The sequence below is a fragment of the Paludibaculum fermentans genome, from assembly GCF_015277775.1.
GTDB classification, from domain to species: domain Bacteria; phylum Acidobacteriota; class Terriglobia; order Bryobacterales; family Bryobacteraceae; genus Paludibaculum; species Paludibaculum fermentans.
The window spans coordinates 8,672,266-8,689,660 of the sequence record NZ_CP063849.1 but is presented as its reverse complement, the minus strand read 5'-3'; the positions used below and the strand labels follow the sequence as shown (position 1 = coordinate 8,689,660).

The 17,395-nt window shown below is 61.0% G+C and carries 12 protein-coding genes; 5 read left to right on the top strand and 7 right to left on the bottom strand.

Translation table 11 applies throughout. The features are described 5' to 3' along the window. On the top strand, positions 1 to 2,169 hold the full coding sequence (locus tag IRI77_RS34500) for a S9 family peptidase (protein ID WP_194449463.1): 2,169 nt from the start codon (positions 1 to 3) through the stop codon (positions 2,167 to 2,169). A gap of 100 nt (positions 2,170 to 2,269) precedes the next feature. Here the strand turns inward: IRI77_RS34500 and IRI77_RS34495 are convergent, their stop codons facing one another. The 7 genes from IRI77_RS34495 to IRI77_RS34465 all read right to left on the bottom strand — a co-directional run bounded on the left by IRI77_RS34495 (position 2,270) and on the right by IRI77_RS34465 (position 13,636). Next, a complete protein-coding gene (locus IRI77_RS34495) occupies positions 2,270 to 3,355 on the bottom strand; it encodes a hypothetical protein (RefSeq protein WP_194449462.1) in 1,086 nt (361 codons plus the stop codon). 82 nt (positions 3,356 to 3,437) lie between these two features. After that, entirely contained in the window at positions 3,438 to 5,978 is a 2,541-nt protein-coding gene (locus tag IRI77_RS34490) for an InlB B-repeat-containing protein (RefSeq protein ID WP_194449461.1), read from the bottom strand. Positions 5,979 to 6,063: 85 nt separating this feature from the next. Then, complete coding sequence (locus IRI77_RS34485) at positions 6,064 to 6,363, bottom strand: putative quinol monooxygenase (RefSeq protein WP_228486475.1); 300 nt, start codon at positions 6,361 to 6,363, stop codon at positions 6,064 to 6,066. Positions 6,364 to 6,410: 47 nt separating this feature from the next. Beyond that, on the bottom strand, positions 6,411 to 7,406 hold the full coding sequence (locus IRI77_RS34480; protein WP_194449459.1) for a class I SAM-dependent methyltransferase: 996 nt from the start codon (positions 7,404 to 7,406) through the stop codon (positions 6,411 to 6,413). Between the two features lie 116 nt (positions 7,407 to 7,522). Beyond that, positions 7,523 to 8,989 (bottom strand): sigma-54-dependent transcriptional regulator, encoded by a 1,467-nt coding sequence (locus IRI77_RS34475; protein WP_194449458.1) that lies wholly within the window; start codon positions 8,987 to 8,989, stop codon positions 7,523 to 7,525. Continuing rightward, complete coding sequence (locus IRI77_RS34470; protein ID WP_194449457.1) at positions 8,982 to 11,963, bottom strand: ATP-binding protein; 2,982 nt, start codon at positions 11,961 to 11,963, stop codon at positions 8,982 to 8,984. The genes IRI77_RS34475 and IRI77_RS34470 overlap by 8 nt, the downstream gene beginning before the upstream one ends. Before the next feature lie 320 nt (positions 11,964 to 12,283). Next, complete coding sequence (locus tag IRI77_RS34465) at positions 12,284 to 13,636, bottom strand: hypothetical protein (protein ID WP_194449456.1); 1,353 nt, start codon at positions 13,634 to 13,636, stop codon at positions 12,284 to 12,286. A 118-nt stretch (positions 13,637 to 13,754) separates the two neighbouring features. Between IRI77_RS34465 and IRI77_RS34460 the strand changes: the two genes are divergently transcribed. From IRI77_RS34460 to atpB, 4 genes are all read left to right on the top strand, one after another. Further along, a complete protein-coding gene (locus IRI77_RS34460) occupies positions 13,755 to 15,842 on the top strand; it encodes a S46 family peptidase (protein WP_194449455.1) in 2,088 nt (695 codons plus the stop codon). 206 nt (positions 15,843 to 16,048) lie between these two features. Then, entirely contained in the window at positions 16,049 to 16,261 is a 213-nt protein-coding gene (locus IRI77_RS34455) for a hypothetical protein (RefSeq protein ID WP_194449454.1), read from the top strand. After that, positions 16,258 to 16,644 carry an ATP synthase subunit I gene (locus IRI77_RS34450; RefSeq protein ID WP_194449453.1) on the top strand — a complete coding sequence of 129 codons (387 nt, stop codon included), beginning with the start codon at positions 16,258 to 16,260 and terminating at the stop codon, positions 16,642 to 16,644. Before IRI77_RS34455 ends, IRI77_RS34450 begins: the two co-directional genes overlap by 4 nt. Beyond that, complete coding sequence (gene atpB / locus IRI77_RS34445; protein ID WP_228486474.1) at positions 16,631 to 17,371, top strand: F0F1 ATP synthase subunit A; 741 nt, start codon at positions 16,631 to 16,633, stop codon at positions 17,369 to 17,371. Before IRI77_RS34450 ends, atpB begins: the two co-directional genes overlap by 14 nt. Positions 17,372 to 17,395: the final 24 nt, after the last annotated feature.

Sequence of the window (17,395 nt, the reverse complement as noted above, 5' to 3'; positions counted from 1 at the left end):
ATGACCTGGAAGGCAACCGCGGCTCTCTTCGCCCTCAGCGTCCAACTGACGCCCGCCCAGCAGAAGAAACCCGTGACCCTCGAAAGCCTGTCGGCAGGCATGATGCGCATGATGGCCCAGTTCGGCGGCGCACCCCTCTGGGCCCCGGACGGCAAGCGCTTCGCCGTCCGCCGCGGAGACAAGGTGGGGCTCTTCGACATCGCCACCCAGACAGAGAAGGAACTCTTCTCGACCGCGGAGCTCAGCAAAACCGCCCGTCAGGCTCCTGGCCCTAAGGAAATGGAGTGGGAGAACCGCCGCGTCTCCGAGTCCCGCCTGCAGTGGTCCGATGACGGACACAAAATGCTGGTCATCGTGAATGGCGACCTGTTCCTCTGGACTGAAGAGTCCGGCAAACTCGACCAGCTCACGGCCACCGAAACGCCCGAGCGGGATCCCAAGCTGTCGCCCGACGGGCTGAAAGTAAGCTTCCGCCGCGGCTACGAGCTTTACGTGATGGAGCTCGCCACTAAGAAAGTTACCCAGTTGACCACCGACAGCTCCGCCACCCGCTGGAACGCCACTCTCGACTGGGTCTACCCCGAAGAACTCGACCTGGGCACCGCCCACTGGTGGTCGCCCGACTCCAAGTCCATTGCTTACATGCAGTTCGATGTCAGCGGCGAAACCCTCTACCCCCAGGCCGACCACCTCAAAATCGAGGCCGTGGCTGAACCCCAGCGCTACCCAAAGGCCGGCAGCCCGAATGCCGACGTCCGCATCGGGGTGGTGGACATCTCCGGCGGCCTCACCCGTTGGATGGACTTCGGCGAGAATCGCGACTACCTGCTCGCCCGCGTCTACTGGACGCCCGACTCCGACCGCGTCGTGGTGCACCGCCTGAATCGAACCCAGAACCACCTCGGGATCCTCTCCGCCGACGCCCGCAACGGCAAATCGCAGCTCCTCATCGAAGAATCCGATCCGGCCTGGGTCAACATCAGTGACGACTTCCGGTTTCTCAGCGACGGCCGCATCCTGCTGTCATCGGAACGCGACGGCTTCCGGCATCTCTATCTCTACAACGCCGATGGCAAACACGAGAAACAACTCACCAAAGGCGACTGGGAGGTCACCGCGGTCTCCTGCGTGGACGAGAAGACAAAGAAGATCTGGTACACCAGCGGGGAAACCAGCCCGCTCGAGCGCCAGCTCTATGTCATCGGCTTCAATGGCAAGGACAAGCGCCAGTTGACCAAAGGCACTGGAACCCACAGCATTTCCATGGGCACCGGCTGCCAGTACTACCTCGATACGTTCTCCAACCTGGAAAACCCCTCCCGCGCCACCCTCAACAAGGCCGAGGACGGCTCCGAGGTCAAGGTCTGGCGCGAGGCCGACCGCAAGCAGGAAGAGGAGTATGACATCCTCAAAAGCGAAATCCATACCTTCAAGGGTGCGGACGGGACGCTATTCTACGGCCGCTTGATCAAACCGGCCGGGTTTGACCCGGCAAAGAAGTACCCGGTGCTCGTCTCGGTCTACGGCGGCCCGCACGCCCAGACCGTCCGCAACTCCTATAGCGGGTTGAGCTGGGAACAGGTGATGGCCCACAAAGGCTTCGTCATCTGGCAGATGGACAACCGCGGCTCCTACGGCCGCGGCCACAAGTTCGAAGCCCCCATCAACCGGCGCCTGGGCAAGCAGGAACTGGAAGACCAGAAGGAGGGTGTGAACTACCTCGCCAAACTCGGCTTCGCCGACACCAGCAGGGTGGGGATCTACGGCTGGAGCTACGGCGGCTACATGACCCTCTATGCCCTGCTGAACGCACCGGAAGTCTTCAAGGCAGGCGCGGCCGGGGCGGCCGTCACGGACTGGCGCAACTACGACACCATCTATACGGAAAGGTACCTGGGCCGGCCCCAGGAGAACGAAGACGGCTACAAGTCCAGTTCCCCGGTGCATTCAGCCGCCAAACTGCAGGGCAAGCTGCTGCTGATGCACAACATCGAGGACGACAACGTCCTCTTCGGCAACGCCTTGCAGATGATGAACGCGCTCCAGCTGGCCGGCAAAGACTTCGAGACGGCAATCTACTCCGGCAAGAGCCATGGCGTGATGGGCAAGGCCCGGCAGCACATGCTGGAGAAGCAGACCAGCTTCTTCGTCGAGAGCCTGAAGCCCTAATTCCGCCTTTCGGCGGATTCAGCGCTTCGTAAACCACTGCAAACAGAAGAAGGGCGGCCCTGTGGCCGCCCTTCTTCCATCTGTGTCACTCGAATCTCAGTTAGTTGCCACGGCCGCCGGAACCGCCACGGCCGCCGCCGCCTGCTGCGGCAGCCGGGCTGGCAACGGCAGCTCCGCCGCCACCACCACCGCCGCCGACTGAACCCATCCCACCGCTACCGCGGCTGATGCCGGAACTGGAGGCCACCGCAGCCGGGGAGCTAACCATCGGCGCGGCCGAATAGGAAGAACCCGAAGCACTGCGGCCGGGCATGCTTGCGGCAAAACCGTTACCGGTCTGCGCGCCATAACCGCCTCTTCCGCCTCCGCCGCCATACACCGGCGGGTAGTACACCGCCATCACCGTGCTGGGCGTGTAGTAGTTGAAACCAAACGGGCTACGCAGCGTGTCCGTGTACGGAATGAACGTCATGAAGCCGAAGTAGGGGTTGTACATCCAGGAACCTGAGCCCAGGAACCCGTTCCTCGGCGTCGACTGCCGGGCCGCCGAAACGTTCGCCATGGCGATGTAGCCGGAACGCCGCTTGGACCAACGGAACAACGGATCGGTCTCCTTGGCGTCAAACTTGCCAGGCGTCCAGCCACCCGCCGCAGCCACCAGTTCCCGTCCACCTTTCAGGGTCGTCTTCTGGCCGTTCTGCTCCACCAGCAGCTCACCCATATACACCCGGATGCTCGCCGGTTCCGCTTCAAAGCGATACAGGCCCGCCTTCGTCACCGTCACAATCGCATCCTTCGTGAGCACCGTCAGATGGTTGTCTTCCAGCAGTTCGGCCGCCTCGATCATGACAACGCCGGACTGCACGTCCAGCCGTACATCACTGAGCCGGTTGGAGAACAACTTGAACGAGCTGTTGTCCGCCATCCGCAGGAAAGCGCCTGGGGTCAGCAGAACTTCGACCCGGCCTTCGGTCGCCTTCAGCGTCTGCCCTTCTTTGACGTCGATGAATTCAGCAGGCTTCGGCTGAACCTGGCTCTCGACGCCCTTCGCATCCACTAGAAAGATGTCGCCCTCGGCAACATTGATCATCCCTGCCTTCGCCGAGATGGCGTTTTGTGCGAACACGCCGCCAGCCAGCGAGACAGCTGCAACTGAGGCAATAACTAGCGATTGGGCGAGACGCATAATTGGGAAATCTCCCTGGACCAAGTTTGGTCTGCCTCTCAGACGTCTGTCAAGGCGAATCCGTTGCTAGAGAATTGAAAACCTACTGCAGCGGAAGCACAACTGAGTTCGAGGGCTGGCCATTGACACGCACCTGCACCGCGACGTTTTGCGCCTGGCCCATGGTCGAGTCAATCTTGAATTGCATCACCCAGTACCCGACGCGCCCCGCGGCGGCTCCGCACCACACATAGGGCCTCACCTCGCCGCCAATCAACAGTTCCGCGGCATCTTTCAATGGCACGGGCGGATTCGCAGGCACGGCAAACCCGTCCAGCGGAGCCGGATTCAGCGGACCGAAACCAGTGCCGAACAGGGACACCGTTTCGCCGGCCTTCGCCGGACTCGCCGGAGTCACTTCCGTGCCATCCGCATGCAGCGCCAGCCCCAGCGGCACCTCATCCGTCGCATCGCCGCGCCGGAACAGTCCGGGCGCATAGGTCTTCACCTTGAACTTGGTCGTCAAGACACTCTGGCCTGGTGAGCGCACAGTAAGCGTGTATTCGCCTTCGGTGAAGTCAGAGGGCAGTTGGCCGAGAATACGGTCCGGGGCCACCGAAACCAGGGGCAGGAAGCGGCTGCCGGGCAATTGGACAACGACACCCTGCAGGGTCTGCGAGAGCGGGCTGTCCGCACCCTTCACATAGTCGGCGGCAATGTTGTAGCCGGTGATCGCGATCAGTGAACCGGGCGCCACACCGTCGGTGGGCGTGTCTCCGGCCGCGTTCTTCACGGCGTTGTCCGCCAGCGCCGGAACCTTGTCCAGCCGCGCCACCACCGTAGCCGGGCTGTTCATGTTCAGCCAGCCGTAGTTCAGTGCGCCGCTCAACGCGCCTTCGAATCTCTTGAACTTATAGCCAGGCGCAGCCTCCGCTGTTACCGACACCTTGGCGCCGGCCGGGAAATAGTTCCCGGCGGACGGGAGCGGGTCATACACCCAGGTGGCTCCCCCCTCCGGATCAGAGATCGCAGTAAGCCGTTGCAAATAGGTATACTTCGCCGACATCACGGCCGCTTCCTGGCTGAACATGTAGTTGCGCGGTCCAGCGGCGGTGCCGTCGGCCCAACCGGTCAGCAGTGCCTTAGTGTCGGGCGAGAAGGGCATTTCGGGCAGTGGAGTGACCGTAATGCTGGTGCCCGCCGGGCGGTCCAGAACACACGGCGTTGTGCAGGTGGCGCCGCTCACGCTGAAAGTCAGCGAAGCGGGATCGCTCTGGATGCTCAACTGGCCCAGTAGTTCGTACTGCGCGATCATCCGGAACGAGGCGGTCCCTTCGGAATCCTCGATCGTGATCTCCTGGTCCGGCGTGCCGCCGTTCGACCAGCTCACAAAGCGGTATCTGCGGCCCTTGGCGTCCACCTGGTCAGCGGGCGCCGAAACAGTGTGCTTGTGGCCCAACCCCCACTCGAAGTTGTAGGAAGCCCAGTTGTCCCGGCCATCGATCTTCAGCTTCAGACCCGTGGGCACGGTGACAAAACTGGACCGGATGCCCTTCACGAAGTGTGCGGTGTAGGTCTGCGTGCTCCAGTCCTCGGGGATCGTCACGGTCGAGTTCAGGCCGCCGGTTTGGCCGTTGCCGAAGTCCCAGTGATCGAAGACCCAGAGATTACCCATACTGTCCGTCTGGGACGCGGGAGCCGCAAAAATGTGCGGCGTGCCGGCCTGCAGGTCCAACTCACCATTGCAGAGCGGAATCTGTGTGCAGTACGCGTACGGCCCAACGGGCGCGTCCGGGAAACTGGACGGCGGAATGTTGATGGGATAAGGATAGTCCGGCGGCACGGGGGGAGCCGCTCCCGTAAGCGCTGAGTAGGTGGATGTCCAATCGGGGAAGCACTTGTCCCCTCTCGAGTACGTCACCGTGCGGTCGACTACCACCTTGAGACCCTTTACCGGATAGGAGTCGATGTAAACGCGCCGCGCATCGGTGAACTTGGCCTTGATGGTCTTAGGCCCATCTACGATCAGCGAGGAGATGGATTCCGTTGGCCCGGCCGCGATCTCAAACCCTACAAATGCTTTCCCTGGATAGGGATACGCATTCAGGGTCAGGGCGGACCCCGCCGCCACCCACTCCCACGTGCTCGTCTGAATACAGGTTTGTGTCGACGTGGCCAGGAAGCCGTATGGATTGGGCACTCCAATCTGGGGATAGTTGATGGCGCTCGGGTCCAGCAGATTCACCGGTTGGTCGGAGTTCACATAGTACAGCACCATGTATTCCAGCTGGAATGTTGCCAGGTATGAGCGGTTGGACGAATCGACGGAGATGACCTGCGTCGTGCTGTCCGGAGTCAACAGCAATCCCGTGTCATCGGACCACTGCTGGAAACTCACGCGGCTGCGGCCATCCGGGAACATCTGGTGCTTATTCCGGATCTCGAGGGTGTGCTTGCTGCCGATCGTCCACAGGAACTGCGCGGAAGATGTATACTCCTGCCCATCCGCCCAGAACGTCGCACCTTTGATACTGGCATCCACACGGATTGAGGCAGTATTCGAGCTGGTTTGTGCCGCGAGCGGCGCAGCCATCACCAGGGCCAGCAGAGCGGCCGGGAGCAACCCACGGAGGCGTGTACACATAACGGTTCCCATTTCTCTCGTTTAATCGGCAGAGATGGAAAGGCCCGCTATGAGGGAAACGCCTTAGGTGGCGGTTCGGAGGATGTCAGGCGAGGCGGCGCAGCTTGAAGAGCCGCGGGGCGCCAGTGAGCATTACCGGCACCAAACTGCCAAGACGCTGCAAATAGGGGGTTTGCGCGTGTTCAGCCAGAGCCTCTTCCGACACCCAATTCTCATAGAAGAGGAAATGGCCCGGGCTCTCTATCGATTCATGCAGAAAATAATCAACATTGCCGGCCTCCGCACGCGTCGGTTCGATCAGGGAAAGCAGTTCCTGGCGAACCATTTCTTCCTTGCCGGGCTGGGCGATCAATTCGGCGACGAGAGTGAGTGGTACAGCGGACATCGTGACCCAAGTCTATCGCGCCGCGGCAAACCGGGGAAAGGTCTCGCTCACCTTTTATGGATCCGGATGACCAGTTCCAGTCCATTGTCCGGTAAAGGACTCAGCGGGCCGCCCCGGCAGTTCAGACACTCGTCGCCGCGGCTACTGAACCAAAGCGCCATCTCGCCACGGTCCAGCAGGTTGACGGCGTCGCTATCGGCCTCCCAGTAGTGTTTGTAGTTGGGCACCAGCCGCGTGTAGCGCAACCAGCTGATCTGCCCCGTCGCGGCGGTGGACCCCTCTCGCAGGGCGCGAATGGGCGGCCGCGTCAACAGCCAGAACAGATTGCTCCACCGCAGGGGCAGAAGTGCCTTGTAGATTTTGCCGCCGGGCCCGAAGTCAGAGTAAGGACGCACGTCGTAGCCTTGCGCGGCCCAGGGTGGGGCGTCCCAGGAAGGCAGAAGAAAAAGGACCGCACCGTCCTTGGAAACCCGCCGGATCTCGCGCAGCGCCTGCTCCGGGTTCGGCACGTGCTCCAGCACCCAGATGCTCCAACCGGCATCAAACGTATTCTCGGCAAAGGGCATCGCCGTGGCCGACCCCATTACAAAGGGCTTGTGGAAGTAGCGTCCGGCGGTCGGCGAGATGTCCAGCCCGGTGTAGTCGGTCACCTGGTCCTGCAGGTATCCGCGGCCGGCACCCACCTCCAGGGCTTTCTTGCCTTCCAGATGGTATCTCGCGACAAACTCGCCGACGCGCCGCGGAATTTGCGCCGCTCGCGCCGCCTCCGTCGCGGTTTTGACGTAAATGTCGTTCTCCCCGGCCAGCACGCCCGCGGCAGGTGAGGAGTAAGCCTTCTCATAGAAAGCTACCGTCTTCGCCGTCTCCAGCACGGAGTAGCCTTCGTCGTAAGCAAATGGGAACTGCGAGAGGCAGAGGCCCAGGTAAGCCACCAGCAGCCCAACCAGCACCCAGGTCATCCTGCGCCGATTGCGTATCTTTCGCAGCGCAGTCGCCAATGCAACTGCCGCGCCCGGCTCCGGCCTGGTTTCGAGAGCAGCCAAAACACCCTCCTACTTGGTGGAATCCGTCCAACATGGATCCATCGACACAAGTAGGAGTACTCGATACCCAGGCTCCTTCGTGCCAGGGCCTGGGGAAACGGCTGCGCGGCGCCGTCTTAGGCGCCGGATGGCTTACGCTTCACCTGGATACCCAGGCGCTTGATCTTCTGGTTCAGCGTGGAAAGAGGGATCTTCAGGCGCGCCGCTGCATCGGTCTGCGAGTGGTTGACCGCATCCAGAACTTCAGTGATCTTGCGCGCCTCGAAATCGGCCATGATTTCGAACAGGGAGGCGTCCGCCGGCAGCGCTTCCCCGCCCTCGCGTGGGATCCGTACACCCGTCGAATGCAGGATATAGTCGGGCAGCACGCTCACCGGCACGGTCTCGCTGACTGCCAGCACCACGGCCCGCTCCACTGCATTTTCCAGCTCGCGCACATTCCCCGGCCAGGTGTAATCCATCAGGATGTGCATGGCTTCCGGCTCGAACTTCAGCGTCGACCGGCCCTGTGCATCCATGAACTTATCGTTGTCCTTGCAGTAGACCTGGAAGAAGTGCTCAATCAGGATCGGAATGTCTTCCTTGCGGTCGCGCATCGGCGGCAAGGCCAGGTTAATGACATTCAGCCGGTAGTACAGGTCCTGCCGGAAGCGGCCATCCTCCACCATCTTGGCCAAGTCGGCATTCGTGGCGGCCAGGATCCGGACATCCACCTTGATGGTCTCCGTGGAACCCACCGGCATCAGCTCCCGCTCCTGCAGGACGCGCAGCAGCTTCACCTGCATGTCCAGTGTGAGCGTGCCGATCTCGTCCAGGAAGATCGTGCCCCGGTTGGCCGTCTCGAAGTAACCCTTGCGGTTGGCTATGGCGCCCGTGAATGCGCCCTTGACGTGCCCAAACAGTGTGGATTCAATCAGATCGGGCGGCATCGAGCTGGAGTTCACGCCGACAAATGGCTGGTCCGCGCGCGGTGAGTTGGCGTGGATCGCCTTGGCGATCAACTCCTTGCCGGTCCCGGTCTCGCCCGTGATCAGGATGTTCGACTTCGACGGAGCAACCTGCGTCACCAGGTCCAGCACGCGCAGCATCCGCTCGCTCTTGCCGACGATGTTCGGGAACGAGTAGCGCTGCTTCAGGGCCCGGCGCAGTTCCCGGTTCTCCTGCTCCAGCCGCGTTCGCGCCAACTGGCGCTCGATCTCGATGATCAGCTTCTCGTTGTCCCAGGGCTTGGAAAAGTAGTCGTTGGCGCCCGACTTCAGGGCCTCCACCGCCACCTCAATGCTGCCGTAGGCCGTGATCAGGAAGATCGGAGTCTCTTTGTCCCGCCGCCGGATGTCATCCAGCACTTCGAGACCAGACTTGTCTGGCATCATCAGGTCCAGCAGAATCAGGTCGTAGACGCCGGCCTCGAACTTCTTCAGTCCCTCCGTCGCATTCTCAGCGGTATGGACCGTGTAGCCTTCCAGTTCTAAAAGGGTTTCGAAGCTCTCTCGAATATCGGCTTCATCATCGATAACCAGGATGCGGCCTCGAGAACTGGATGCATCGGAGGCCGTGGCGGTAACGGAATCAAGATCAGGCATTCACCGGTTTCCTGCTGGCGGCCGGAAACTCAAGACGGAACAGAGCACCCTCACCGGGATTCGACTCCACTTCGATCATGCCGCCATGCTCTTCCACAATGCCATAAGTCACGCTCAGGCCGAGACCCGTCCCCTTTTGCATGCCCTTGGTCGTGAAGAACGGATCGAAGATCCGGCTCTGGTGATCGCGCGGGATGCCTGCGCCGCTGTCCCGCACTTCCACCCGGACACTGGCTTCCTCACCGTGCGTCCGCAGCGACAGGCGGCGCGTCTGCCCCGGCGGCAGATTCGACATCGCGTCGCGGGCGTTCAGGAATAGGTTCAGGAACACCTGCTGCAGCCGGCCGGCGTTACCCCGGATCAGAGGAGCGCCCTCCTCCAGGTCCACTTCAATCGCAATGGCGTGCTTATCGAACTGGTGCTCCAGCAGCGAGAGCGTCTCGCTGATCACTTTGTTCAGGTCCAGCGCCTCATACTCCGACGAAGAGGTGCGCGAGAAGTTCAGCAGCGAATTCACGATCTCGCTGGCACGGAACGTCGATTTCGCGATCTTTTCCAGCAACTTAGACTTCTGCTCGTCGCCATGCACCTGCTTGGCCAGCATTTGCGCATAGGTGGAGATCACGGCCAGCGGAGTGTTCACCTCGTGCGCCACGCCGGCCGCCAGCAGTCCGATGGAGCTCAACTTGTCAGCCTGCACCAGGCGGCGCTCCAGGTCTTCGCGCTCCGTCACGTCGTCGAAAATGATCAGGCGGCCGATGCGTGCGCCATCCTTCGTGACGAGCGGGGCGATCGCCAGGTTGACGATCACTTCCGTGCGCTCAACCTTCGACTTGCCATTCGCGGTGCCGTTCGACGTCCCGTTGCCGTTTCCATTCGCGTGGCCGTTTCCGTTCAGCGCGGGTAGCGCCAGGGTGTCCCGCCTCAGCGGAATCTTGTACAACTGGTGCACCTGGTTGTTGGCCCGCAGCGCGTCGAAGTGGGCGCCCAGTTCCTCCGGGAACAGGTCGCTGAGTTTTCGGCCCAGGGCCGCAATCCGCGGAATCCCCGTCAGCCGTTCGATCTGGGAGTTCCAGCTTTCCACCCTGTCGTCGAGATCGGCCGCCAGAATGCCGACGTTGATCGACTCCACGATGTTCTCGCTGAACTCCTTCAGCCGCTCGTACTGCTCCGCCTTGGCGGCCAGCGACCGGTAAAGCCGCGCGTTCTCCACCGCCATGGCGATGTAGCCGGCCAAGGACGCCAACAGGTCGATGTCGTCCGAACTGAGAAAATCGCCTTTGTTCGAACGGCTTACGCCCAGCCAGGCGAGCGTCTTGCCTCGGAAATTGCACGGCAGGTAGTAGGTGAGGTCCAGTTCCGCGATGGTCGCCCGGACCGACGGGGCCTTGCCGTGCGTCACGATGTCCAGGGCGTGGCGCGTGCTCTCGAAAAAGAGGTAGGGATCTTCTGGGGAGTCCAGCAGGAAGCTCAGGTCCAACCGCTCCGACTTCAACCTGCGCCGGCCGCCATCCCGGTCCAGGGCGGTGTGCAGCTGGAATCCAGGTTCGTTCTCCTTCGACAGGAAGAACGCGACATGGCCCACAGATAGCGTGCTCAGCAGACGCTCTCCGACGCTCATCAGCGTACGGTCCAGATCCATCTCGGAACTTAGTTCGCGTGCGAACGCAATCAAAGTACGACGATAGTCGTAGCGATCCTTATAGAAGAAGTACCGGTCGAGTTGTTGCTGGAACCAGCCTCGCAAGGGCTCAAAGACAAACGCCGCCACCAGCACCAGCAGCACCACCGAGGTGGGGCTGAGTTCGTCCCGCTTCGGCAGGGCGAAAACCAGCAGGTAGACGATACCCAGTACGGATAGCGTCGCCAGCATGTACACGTAGCCCTGCTGGAAGATGATGTCGACATCCATCAACCGGTAGCGCAGGATCGCGTAGGTCCAGGTGAGCGGAATGAAGGCCAGGAACAACACGGACAGCCGCATGGTGGGCGACGGCACCGAACCGATCAGGAACGGCACTGCATAGAGTGCCGCGAAGGGAACAATTCCGGCCAGCGTTCCATTGCGCAGCCACTTCAACTGCTGCCGGATAATCGTGTCCTCGGTGCGCCGGTAGCTGAAATGCAGCAGTACGGCTCCGGCGGCATACGACGCGCAGAACAGCAGCATCCAGGCGCGGTCGAGCACCCAGCGCATCTCGATCAGCGGCAGGGCCGTGTGAACCACGCCCATCGCCACACCTAAGTGCAGCAGGATCAGCGAGAGCGCCGGCAGGTAGACCGAGATGGCCTGCCAGTTGTTCCAGTGCCGCCGCGGCTCGGGGAACGTCAGGCAGAAGTGGACGAACAGCGCGGGCGCCAGCAACCCCGCCACGACGTTTGCGATATATATCCCGGTGTCGAAGCTGTTGAGTTTGCCGGTGTAGTGGAACGTGTGGAGGATGAAGCTGACCAGGCACAGGAAGTAGAAGTGCAGCGCCTTGGGCGCCTGGTTTCTGCGGAAGAACAGGAAGATGCCGATCGCGAGGTAAGCGGCACCGACAAAATACTGAAAATAAAGAGCCCGGTCGCGGTTGGCGTCGGCCACGATCACCTTGGCCGTGATCTCCACGCCGTTGCGGTTGAGCGTGTAGGTCGCCTTCCCCCAGACTCCGGCCTGGAAGAGCAGTTGGGCCACGTCGCTGGCTTGCCGGACAGGTACCCCGGGCGTGTTCTCCACCGGGGCAATCATGCGGACAATGTCGCCTTTGCGGATGCCGGCCAGATCCGCCGGTTCATCGCGCTCCACGTGAGCCGCCACTACCCGCAGGCTCTGCTCGCTATCGGCGGTATTGGGCACGTCCATCCAGGTCGCGCCGTCGTCGGGCAAATGGAAGCGAGCCTGCTGCTGGTAGTTCACACCAGCGCAGATGACGGCCGTCACGGTCAGAATGACCAGCAGCGCGCCGACAAACTGGCTCTTTAGCTCCTTCACCGCAACCCGGCTCCCTGGGCGGATCGTTTAGCGACACTCCACCACGGCGTTCTATTGCACGCGGAGTGCCATGATCCCAGTCTACTCTTACCTGGTTCACTCCTCATTGAAATCAACACCTTACCAAACGGAGTCGGGCCGCGCGCGCAATACGCTACTGGATTCGGGAGAAAACCTCCAGAAAATGGGTGCGGCCACTGCCGCTTTCCGCCACATTCCGGCAATTCTGCCCCTGCGGACCAGACTCCGCAAATGAGTCCGATCGTACGATTTGTGTAGATTTCGGGCCGGACAGTCTGCCGCCGGCACACATCCGGCGGCTACTTGGTTTCGAGGATGAACGTCGGCGCTAAGCCGGTGATCGTGGAGAAGTTGCCTTGCGCCGCCGATACTTTGGAGGAACACCCCTGGATCTTGCCCATGAAAGCGTGCGGGCTGACGTCGACATTCAGGTCGCGGTAAACCATGTCACCGTAGTAGTCGACCGGGAAGCTGATCGGCACGGGAGCCACCCGCTCCTGAACAACATACGGGGTCCTGACCGCCTGACGCAGGGCTCGCTCCCAGGTCGCGCTGTCAGCCTGCCACCCTTCGGTGGAGTGCAGTTCGCTGGAATCCTCGTTGGGCCGCAGCACCAGGGACTCGCGGTTCTTCTGAATGAAATCAAGCAGATCGACGGTCTGCCCTTTCCACGTCGTGCGGCCGGCGGCCACTACGCGGGTACAGGGAATCGACTCTTTGATCGCCTTCCGCTCAGCCGGAGGAAAACTCTCCGTGAGCGTGTCATCGGTCAGCAGGGCCAGCAGCGCTTTCTTCCTGGTCAGTTCCGTGCGGAAGCTATTCACCACGCACACCTTTCGCTCGCGGTAGGCGCGCACCAGCGGATGCGTGAGGTCGTACTTCATCAGGAACTCGTGGGCTCGCACTCCGCGATAGACCAGGTCGATCGTGAAATCGCCCTTGCGCAGGATCTCGTTTCGATATTCGAGCTGCTCAGGGAACACTACTTCCGCCTGCAATCCGTTCTTGCGGAACAACTCCACCAGCAGCGTATATTCGTGTGAGTCGATCGACGCAAAAGGTTGGCGGAACTCGAGAATCGCCACATTCGGCAGCGTCTTGCCGCCGAACTCCTTCCAGGCCTTCAGCGTAGCCGTCAGCAAGGGCTTCGCGCCGCCCACCTTGGCAATCTTGTTCTTCTTCCGGAATTCCTTCACCGGAGGCGCGTCGTAGAACAACTCGGACAGCGCATCGCCGTAAACCATGCCGTGCGGCATATCGGCCTGCGGCGCGGTGAAATGAACCGTACCGTTGTTCACCTGCGTGTCCATCAGCGACGCCACTGACCAGTTGGAATACCCGGGATCCACCGAAGCCAGCATCTTCTCCGCCGGCAGCATTTCCATGCGCGACATCAGATGCGGCTGAACAACCGCCATCTTCCGGATCCTGTCGATGGAGGCATTTAGCGATTCGGCCGTCTTCACCAAATTGATATACTGGCGGCGGCTGAGAAAATGAGGACGCAGTACGGGCGAAACCGGGCGGCCACTCACCATCAGATGGCGGGCTTTCCACTGTTCGCGCAGCTGGGCCATCCAGGCCGCATTGCGCTCCGGGTCCTGCTCCAGGATTTTATGATAGCGGGCTGTTGCCTCGCCCAACTGCGTCATAGCTTTGTCTACAGGGTAACTTGCAGTATCGCATAGACGGGTCGTGTTTGTGAAGACTACTACACGATTAGAAACCAATAAGTTTCGCATTTATAGCTAGTTAGAAGGAATTGTAGAAATGAGATTCAAGATTCAAGTTAGCGTCGCGGCAGCCGTCTTGCTGTCCGCCGCCGGCCTCTGCCGCGCCGATGAGGGCATGTGGCTGCTGAACGCTTTTCCCAAACAGGCCGTCGAGAGTAAGTATCACTTCCAAGTCACTGACCAGTTCCTCGATCACCTGCGCCTCAGCGCCGTCCGTTTCAACAGCGGCGGCACCGGCAGCTTTGTTTCAGCCGACGGTTTGCTCTTCACAAATCACCACGTTGGCGCCGATTGCATCCAGAAATTGAGCTCGAAAGAGAACGACTACATCAAGGATGGCTTCGTCGCGCGCACGCCCGCCGAGGAACGAAGCTGCCCCGACCTCGAAGTGAACGTGCTCCTCAAGATTGAGGACGTCACCGCCAAGGTCACCGCCGGCATCACACCGAAAACGCCCGCCTCGGAAGCCAATTCAAAGAAGAAGGCGGCCATGTCGGCCATCGAGAAGGCCTGCGGCGCTGCCACCGGCAACCGCTGTGACGTGGTAACCCTTTACGCCGGCGGCCTTTATCATCTTTATCAGTACCGCAAGTACACCGACATCCGGCTCGTGATGGCGCCCGAATTCGGAGTGGCCTTCTTCGGCGGCGACCAGGAGAACTTCACCTATCCCCGCTATAACCTCGACATCACCTTCTTCCGCGCCTATGAGAATGGCAAACCCGTCCACGTGGACAACTACTTCAAGTGGGCCAAACAGGGCGTCAAGGAGGGCGACCTCACCTTCGTACCCGGGAATCCCGGCTCCACCGGCCGCCTCATGACCGTTTCTGAATTGGAATTCTCCGGCCAGGCCTCCTACCCGCTCATCCAACGCCGCCTCAAGTCCCTCATTGAAGCCCTGGAAACCTACATGGCCAAAGGGCCCGAACAAAAGCGTATCGCCGGCGAGAATCTCTTCGGCAATCAGAACAGCTACAAGGCTTATACAGGCTTCCTCACCGGGCTGAACGACAGGAGCCTCATGGACGTGAAGCGCAAGGAAGAGAAGGCTTTAAAGGCGGCAATCGCCAAGGACCCGGCCAAGGCGGAGGAGTTCGCCAAGTTCTGGGATGAACTGGCCACCACCTATCAGAACTACCGGTCCTTCTACGCGCCGTTCTGGCTGCTGGAACGTGGCGCCACACGGGGCTCCGAACTGCTGACAATCGCCCGCGACGTGGTCCGCTATGCCGAGGAGAAACCCAAGCCCGACAGCCAGCGCCTGCGCGAATTCACCGACGCTGCCTTGCCCTCGCTGGAGCAGGCTATGTACTCCACCGCGCCCATTTACCCCGCCATGGAAGAGGTCGTCCTGGAAAACTACTTCTCCTTCCTGGCAAAGGAGTTGGGGGAATCGGATGCCACGGTCAAGGCCATCCTGGCGGGCAGAACCCCGGCCGAAGCGGCCAAATACTACGTACAGAGTAGTAAGCTGCCGCTGGTCGCCGAACGGAAACGCCTCGCCGCCAGTATGGAAGAGGTCCGCGGCTCCCGCGACGGGATGATCCAACTGGCGCTGATCCTGGATAAGCCCGCCCGCGAGCTCCGCAAGCGCTACGAAGATCAGGTGGAAAGCGTGGTCACACGCGCCTCCGCCCGAATCGCCCAGGCCCGCTTCTCCGCCTTTGGCGGCAGCGAGTATCCCGATGCCACCTTCACCATGCGGCTGGCCTATGGCGACGTCCGCGGCTACCAGGACAACGCCGGCAAGGCCATCCCGTATGCCACTGATTTTGCAGGCTTCTTCGCAAAAGGAAGCACGCAGGATCCGTTCGTCATTCCGGCTGCCTGGGTCAAAGCCAAGGCCGCGCTTGACCTGAAGACCCACTTCGACTTCGTTACTACAAACGACACACACGGCGGCAACAGCGGCAGCGCCACATTGAACACGCGGGGCGAGATCGTCGGCATCCTCTTCGACGGGAACATCGAGAGCCTGCCTAACCGCTTTGTTTACACAGACAAACAGTCGCGCAGCGTGCACGTCTGCAGTGAGGCGATCATCGAAGCCCTGCAAAAAGTTTACAAAGCTAACCGGCTTTTACAGGAGCTGGGCTTCACTTTGGGTACAGCCACCCCGTAACCATTCGCCCCAAATCTTCATCAAAACGTCAGAAGGTTGAGAACTCCTCCTCCGATTCTCAACCGCGTACGCGAGTACGCTCACTCCGGGAGAGGGACAACTTCCCTCTCCCGGTTTCTTTTGTCCCCGCCCCCAACTCAACCGGAGCCGCCATCCGGAATTGCCGCTATACTGGCCCCGTGAGCGAAGAAAAACCCCGGTCCGGCATGAGTTCCTATGCGAAGGCCGGAGCCTACTCCGGGCTGGCACTGATCACCCCCATCTCAGGGTGGATCTGCTACAAGGCCGGCGAGTATCTGAACCACGCCTGGAACACCTCCATGCTCGACACCGCCGGCCTGATTCTCGGCTGCGGCCTGGGCATGTATGAGACCGTCCGCCAAGCCACCCGCATCGAGGGGCTCGACAAGAAGAAGTGACCGCCGACCTCGATTACGCACGCATCACCCGCCGCATTGTCCAACTCATGGCGGCTCTGGCCTTCGCCGGCGCGCTTATCTTTTTCCTGGTGAAGGGCTTGGCCGGGACATTGAGCTTCCTGGGCGGAGCGGCCATCTCGAGCCTCAGTTTCTGGCTGCTGCACCGCATGGTGACCGACGTGACCAGGGTGGTGGAAGGCGAGACCGTACACAAGGCCTCGTTGTTCGTCCACGCCTTTAGAATGATCATCCTGGGCGGAGCGGCCTATGCTATCGTAAAGACTTACGGGTCTTTTGTCCCCGCTGTAGCCTGCGGCCTGACGCTAGCAGTGACGGCGGCGACTCTCGAAGTCCTCATCGAACTTCTGTATGCACGAGCATGAACTCTGGTTTACCGCGCTGCTGAACCATTATTTGGCGGCGCCGGCCAACGCACTCTTCCAACTGGTTGGCTTTCACACCGAAGACGCCCTCAAGCCGTGGTCCAACTACATGGCGATGGAGCTGCTGGTCATCGGCCTGCTGATGCTGGTGGCGGTCGTAGTTCGCGCCAGCCTCTCAGTGGACCGCCCAGGCAAGCTGCAACTGGTGATGGAAAACGTCTACACCTTTGTGGGCGATCAGGCGCACGAGATCATCGGCCATGGGGCCAAACCGCGAGTCGCCTTCTTTTCCATGATCTTCCTGTTCGTGCTGCTCTCGAACCTGCTGGGCATCGTCCCGACGTTTGAGTCGCCCACGATGTACTACTTCGTGCCGGCCGGGCTGGCCATCGCCACTTTTCTGTACTACAACGGCCAGGGCATCAAGGAACAGGGCGTCCTGGGCCACCTGAAACACTTCTGCGGCCCGCTGTGGTGGCTGGCCTGGTTCATGTTCCCCCTGGAAATCATCAGCCATTGCATCCGGCCCGTCTCGCTCACCATTCGTCTTTTCGCCAACATGCTGGCCGGTGAACAGGTGACGATGGGCTTCCTTGGCATGGTGCCCTGGGTGATTCCGGTGATCTTCATGGGGCTGCACTTCTTCGTCTCGTTCGTCCAGGCGTTCATCTTCATGATGCTCAGCATGGTCTACGTCGGCGAGTCGGTGGCGCACGAGGACCACTAATCGATTTTATCGGCCGTCAGTGTG